Annotated in this window: 4 protein-coding genes; 3 read left to right on the top strand and 1 reads right to left on the bottom strand. The window is 55.0% G+C overall.

Features of this window, described 5'->3' with window-relative positions; genetic code table 11:
- The coding region (locus ABX962_RS26060) for a hypothetical protein (RefSeq protein ID WP_372723736.1) at positions 1 to 390 on the top strand (390 nt) is incomplete at its 5' end.
- A 244-nt stretch (positions 391 to 634) separates the two neighbouring features.
- Here ABX962_RS26060 and ABX962_RS26055 read toward each other — a convergent pair.
- Positions 635 to 1,810, bottom strand: a complete 1,176-nt coding sequence (locus ABX962_RS26055) for a M28 family peptidase (protein WP_372723734.1) — start codon at positions 1,808 to 1,810, stop codon at positions 635 to 637.
- Between the two features lie 278 nt (positions 1,811 to 2,088).
- On the opposite strand from ABX962_RS26055, the gene ABX962_RS26050 reads away from it, so the two are divergent.
- The gene (locus ABX962_RS26050; protein ID WP_372723732.1) at positions 2,089 to 4,893 is read left to right on the top strand and encodes a DEAD/DEAH box helicase; all 2,805 of its coding nucleotides are present in this window, start codon (positions 2,089 to 2,091) and stop codon (positions 4,891 to 4,893) included.
- A 159-nt stretch (positions 4,894 to 5,052) separates the two neighbouring features.
- Positions 5,053 to 6,695, top strand: a 1,643-nt coding sequence (locus ABX962_RS26045; RefSeq protein WP_372723730.1) for an autotransporter domain-containing protein, incomplete at its 3' end; no start/stop codon positions are given.

Below are 6,695 nucleotides of genomic sequence, written 5' to 3'. Positions count from 1 at the left end.
TTCGCGCAGGGAACTTGGCCTTTGCTACTAAGCAAAGAATTCTGTCTACGATCATTGGGAGCATCGAAATACACCCAACAAGTTTTGCAGCAACTTGGCCAAGACCAGCACAACGGGCCGATTTGTTTTGCAGCGATGACGTTGGCGCTGAAGCAATTCAAATCAGATTCGGTCAAACGTGCCGCGAGCCTCGGATTGCAGCGAATGAACCCTGAGGCGTTCCGCCGCGACTATGACGCGTTAACCGCCGTCGTGGGTGACGATTTCTTCGTTCGCCTGCGGCGTAGTCTGGCGATGTTGAGCGATGCGGAAATCGGAGCTTTAGAAAACTCGCTCCCTATGACTCGCATGCCCCGTTTGCTACGCCGCATCCAACAAACGACAATCTAAGCGGCAGAAAGCGAGAGCCAATTTTGGTATCGAGTGGCCCGCGATCCACTGACCGCTTGGCTGAGTCAGAATGCAAGATAGTACCAGAACCCTCAAATTCCGTCCGGTTTCTTGGTCCCCAGACGCTTGCCTGGGAACCGACTACCTTGCAGACTGACGAACGGGAAAAAGACGAGCCGAGTGCCTCGCAAGCGGTACGTTGCCAGGCAGAGCCGAGCAACGAGGAACCCCAAGCCATTTGACGTTATCGGCTGGTGCCCGATTGAGCCAACAGCCACTGGTGAACGACCCAAACGACCGCGGCGAGCGACTCTCCGCTACAGTTTTCGGGGACATCGTTTTCGGTATGCCAGTAGGATTTCACGCCATAGCCGGGACGCGGATAATCAAAGTCAATGATGTCGATCGTTGGGATCTTTGCGATTTCGTTTAACGGCAAATGGTCGTCTTCGAGTGTGTGCCGAGGTCGTGAAATAAAGGCTCGCACACCGAGACGCGAGGCCATATCCCAGACGCTGCGTGCCAAACTGCGAGCGTGTTTCAAGCTGTTGTTCTCGTAGTAAATTTGCAAATTCTTGTCGCCAACCATGTCCAACAAAATGCCAGCTTGATAGCGGTGCGTCGGTGGTGAGGCCACATACTTTTCCGCAAAAAAGTTCGAGCCCAGGAAGTAATCGTCACGTCCTTGTTCAAACACAAACTCTTCGCCATCAAACAACACCATGTCGACGCCGATGTCTGCGGGCAAATCTTTCATTTGATTCGCCAATTCCATCAACGCCGCCGTGCCGCTAGCACCATCGTTGGCTCCGACAAAAATTCCTTTGGGATTGGTTTCGTCGCGATCTGGGAACGGACGTGTGTCGTAGTGAGCACACAGCAGAAAACGCTTGGGCTGATCTGCATTCCAGCTGGCGATTAGATTCCCAAGCGAAACATTTTCACCAGTTTCCGGATGCCGGATATCAAAGGTTTGCATCGACACAGCGGCGCCGGCTTCGCGGAAAAATGACGTCAACAACTGCTGTTGCTTTTGCATCCCAGCGGACCCCGAAGGCCGTGGCCCAATTTCACATAGCTCGACCAGGTAGCCAAACGCACGATTGGCATCGTACTGACCCGGAATCGGCCGCGCCGATGGACTTTCGATCCCCTCGGATCCTCGATCAAACCACCCTAACCCCATTGCAATGACAAGCAAGACGATGACCAATCCAAGCACCACAATGATGCCAAACAGCATCGATCGCAATAAAGCGTCGGAGTGGGGGGCCGCGACCTTTGCATTGTCCGTATTTTTGGCTGAGCTCACTTCCAGAGGGTCCTGTGATGAAGTTTTGATGTGCGATTTCGATGATGCTTCGCTCGAGCGGTTGCGTGCGGTTTGTCGTCGAACGTCAGCAGGAGAGGTTTCGATCATCGAGTGAATTCGTTTCGAGTGATTTTTTGAAGGGGTTGAAGGGGAACGTGAACTGTCGCAAAACCCCGGGCAATCCTGTCTACTAACGGCCCATTGTGACGAGTCAAGCGAAGTTGACCTACCGGGAATGATCCCGTTTATTGCATTTTATGAACAACGCGAGCCCCCCAAAAATACCCTTCGCCACGATTTGCCCGTTGATCACTCAATGGTCAAGCACGCTAAATTGAGTCAATCCGCATCGACGAGACCGCTGTTTCCCCAACCGAGACACCGTTTTGCCCGACATCTGTTTGCCTGATATTCGCTTTCGAGGCCAGCTCCGCCCCTCTCAAGCCGAGGTCGCCCGCATCGCGAGCGAAAAACTTGCGAGGGGAAAGCGACGGTTGCATATCGTCGCTCCGCCCGGAAGTGGAAAAACGGTGATGGGCCTTTATATCTGGGCCGAACTGGTGGGTAAACCTGCGTTGGTGCTTTCTCCGAATTCTGCGATCCAGGCCCAATGGGCGGCACGCACCGAGTTGTTCGAGCATCGCCATGGCATGGACCTTACGCCGCTGATCAGCACCGACCCGCAGATGCCGGGATTATTGACCTCGCTAACTTACCAATCAGTGACGCTGCCCGCGCGAGCCACCGAGTTTACAGCCGCACGGGCAATCGATCTGTGGGCCCAAAGCTTGATCGAAAAAAACCAAGCCGCCAGCGAACAAGAAGCGGACGACTGGATCGAAGGTTTACGTGATCACAATCCGAACTTTTACAACGAGCGGTTGGCAGCATTCCGCAAACAAATCCGCGAACAGGACGCGATCGGCGGTCGTGCGATGACGCTGCTGCATCGCGCATCGCTGGACACGCTGGTGCGACTGCGTGATTATGGCGTGGGATTGCTGATCCTGGACGAGTGCCATCACTTGATGGGGCATTGGGGCCGCGTCTTGGCCGAAGTCAGCGAATACCTCAACGGCCCTGTGATTGTGGGATTAACGGCAACGCCTCCGGATCGTGAGGGCAAGAAACGCGAAGACACCCAGCGTTACGACCAATTTTTTGGCACGATCGATTTCGAAGTTCCGGTGCCAGCCGTTGTCAAAGATGGCTACCTGGCTCCCTATCAAGACCTCGCCTATTTTGTTCGTCCCAGCGAAAGTGAACTCGAATTCATTGCCTCGGTCGATCAGCAATTCAACAAATTGGTCGAGGAACTTTACCACCCCTGCTTACGTTCGGACGAGCCCGGATCGCTGATCCTCAGGCCGCCTGAATCGCTAATCGATTGGCTCGTTCGTGTGCTGCGTGACCAACAACTTCCCACACGCCAAACATCGCAGTGGCGACAGTTCTTCAATGCGGACGCACGCTTTGTAACCGCAGCGGTGTGGTTTCTAAAGTCACAAAAAACCGCACTTCCCAACAACGTTCCCGAACTATTACCAAGCGACGAAGCTGAGGACGAGCGTTTGATCACGTTGATCGATCGCTATACACGCCACTACCTTCGCCGCTCGCCTCATGCGGCAGACCATCAAACCGCCACGCGGGTTGTCGATCGCTTGCGGATGCTCGGCGTCCAAATCACCGATTCAGGCCCCCGAGCGTGTGCGTCGCCGGTATCACGCGTGATTGCTTATACGCGAAACAAAACTCGCGCCGTAGTGCCTATCCTTCGTCACGAAGCTCAGATTCTCGGTGCGGATCTTCGCGCTGTCGTGATCGCCGACTTCGAGAAATCATCCGCAATCCGGTCGGAAGTGGCCCACCTACTGGATGAAGAAGCCGGCGGCGCAGTGGCCGCGTTTCGGATGCTGCTTGACGCCCCCGAAACCAATCAACTTGATCCGGTCTTGGTGACAGGATCGTCCGTGTTAGTCGACACGGATCTACTGGACCGCATCATCAGCGAAGCCAATGCTTGGCTGCAAGAACGCGGCATCAATGTCGAACTTTCGTCAGCGATGCAAGGGATGTTTCACGAACTGAACGGCAGAGGCAGCGATTGGTGTCCGCGAGTCTACGTGGAAATGTTGACCGAACTATTTCAGCGAGGGACAACACGTTGCTTGGTCGGCACGCGAGGATTGCTGGGCGAAGGATGGGATGCAAATTCGGTCAATGTGCTTGTCGATTTATCGACTGCCACCACATCGATGACCGTCAACCAATTGCGTGGCCGATCGTTGCGTCTGGATCCCAAACAACCTCGTAAACTCGCCAACAACTGGGACGTCGTTTGCATCGCTCCGGAGTTCAGCAAAGGGCTCGATGACTATCGCCGTTTCTTGCGGAAACATGAAACCATCTTTGGGGTTTGCGATGATGGGGCGATCGAAAAGGGAGTCGGTCACGTGCACGCTGCGTTTACCCAACTGAAACCCGAACTGGTCGACGGCAGCGTTTCGCAGCTGAATTCCGATATGCTGGTGCGTGCAGCTAAACGCGAAGCCGCGTACGAACTTTGGCAGATCGGAAAAACCTACGGTGGGCAACCAATCCGGGCGGTCGAGATCGGATCACACCAAGCAAAATTCACCGAGGGCTACCCCCCGTTTGCCAAAGCCAAACGCCCTTGGGATCGATTGAGTTTGGTTTCCGCGATCAGTGAAGTGGTGTTTGCATCGCTTCAGGAAATCTCTCAAATTTCGGCGGCTTCGGTTTTGAAGATCAATACGCGTGACGGCGGCTATGTTCGTGTATTCCTGGTTGGCGTCTCTGCCGAAGAGTCCCGAATATTCGCCCAATCCGTCCGCGAAACGCTGGGTCCGCTTTCGAGTCCCCGCTACGTCATCCCTCGATCGGTCGATGTCCCTGCCGACACCTTGACCAACCGCTTGCTGCCGCAATTGCTTCGCCCCTGGCTCGAACGACGCGATCGTCGGCAATGGATGCTGCACGCGGTTCCAACCGTGCTCGCCTCCAAACGCGATTTGGCGGCGGTTTTCGAGAAACACTGGAACGCCAAAGTCAGTCCAGGACAAGCGATGTTCGTTAAGAACCTGCAAGGTGAAGAGCTCGTGATCGACGCGATACGCAACGACTTGAGTCCCGCAACGATCGTTCACGAAAAAGAAATGTTTTTGTAGCGACCGATGGTAAATTTTGACGGTATTACCGGATGGAATCGTTGAACGCGTTGTGTCTATCGTGAGACATGGATTTTTTGCACGGATCACAAGGGGGGCCAACCGATGCCATAAGGACCGCCACCTATGTTGCCCCGTCCTCTTGATTCGAGTAGCGTCATGTCTCCATTTGCTCTTCGTCAAAAGCGTCACGCGTTGCTAGCACTCATAGGCATTTCGATGCTGGTCAATCACGCGAGTGCGGTGGATATCTTCGTAACGAGCAATGCAGACTCGGGTGCAGGTTCGCTACGCGAAGCCATCACAAACGCGTCATCAGGTGACCGGATCGTGTTTAATACCCCGGGATCGACCACGATTCAATTGTTGAGCGACTTGCCAGTCATCCCCGGCAGTATCTCTTTTGACGTAGCCACAGGAACAACCATAGCGATTGATCGAAACGGGAATGGCCCGCTAACATTCACCGGCAGCTTAGTGGATTTGACACAGCTTAACATCAACTCAGGAGGCGTTGCGTCACTTGACGCAGATATCGACACATCCTCGGCGACACGGGTGTTTGGCAATGGAACCGTCACCGGCAACGTGATCACAGCCGGAACCTTGGCGCCGGGGGCAACTTCAACCGCAGGTAGCTTAGGAACACTGAATGTCACCGGAGACCTGGATGTAAGCAGCGCCACTGTCCAAGTCGACATTTCCGATATCGGCGCAACGCCAGAAAGCGACCAAGTCGATGTTAGCGGCACGGCAACAATCACGGATGCCACTTTGATACCGAATTTCGTTGGGAGCCAATACAAGCGTGGAGACTCATTCGACGTTCTGACATCGGGCAGCCCCGTTGTTGGAACGTTCACGAACGAGACAGACGTATACGCGCTGCCAAACCGCCCCTTTCTAGAAGCAGCGATGACCGTCTCCGCATCACGGGACCAATTTGGTTTTTTGGTTCAAGACAACGAAAAATCATTCACGACCGTCGCCTCCGGCAGCAATCAAACCTCAGCCGCCGGATTGCTCGACAACCTGCGTGCTGGCAGTCCTCCTGCGGCTGTCGTCAACTTAAGAGATGGTTCCGCCGATCAGGTGGTTATGGCGGTGAACCAGTTGTCCGGGTCGATTTACCCTTCGCTGATCGGTGCGGAGATCAACCATATCCAAAACAATCTCGAATCGGTTCGCGACCGTGTCGTCCTGCAAACCGATCGGGACCGCAGCCAATGCCAAATCACACCCTGGGTGCGAGGCTACGGTATCACCGGCGAAGTCGATCAGGACGACCTGCAAACGGCGGGATATCGGCACCAAGTCGGCGGACTCGAATTGGGTGGCGGTGTGGCCAGTCCCAATGGGCTGGCTGTTCACTCTTTTGCGCACCTAGCCTGGGGTGATCTCGAGACCCGCGGAGTCGACCAACATGCCGACATCGATTCGTATCGCATGGGAGGCTCGGTTGAGTATCTCGCTCAACACGTTTACCTCGTGGCTGCGGGCGGTGCAGGTACCCAGGATTACGAAGTCCGCCGCTCACTGAGTGCATTGGACGGATCCGAGTTTGCCGAGAGCCGCTTTGATGGCTCATCGCAATTTGGCTATTTCGAAATCGGCACGCTGTTTTCGCACGCCGCGACGCTTTGGAGTCCTTACCTCGCGTTACACACGACACGCGTCGAACTCGACGCGATTCGCGAAACCGGTGATGACGATTTCGCACTGATCAACGGTGGCGGCTCGGGCGAATCGCTTCGCAGCGTGCTGGGACTCTCGCTCAACCAATCCGCCCCAACCCCGCTTGG

The organism is Novipirellula sp. (assembly GCF_041583735.1).
Lineage (GTDB): Bacteria > Planctomycetota > Planctomycetia > Pirellulales > Pirellulaceae > Novipirellula.
The sequence above is the reverse complement of the archived record's forward strand: the minus strand, read 5'-3'. Positions and strand labels throughout refer to the sequence as shown.

What these genes read in the sequence shown, in the direction of transcription:
- ABX962_RS26055 (WP_372723734.1), bottom strand. Translation starts at nt 1,810, where the DNA reads ATGATCGAAACCTCTCCTGCTGACGTTCGACGACAAACCGCACGCAAC.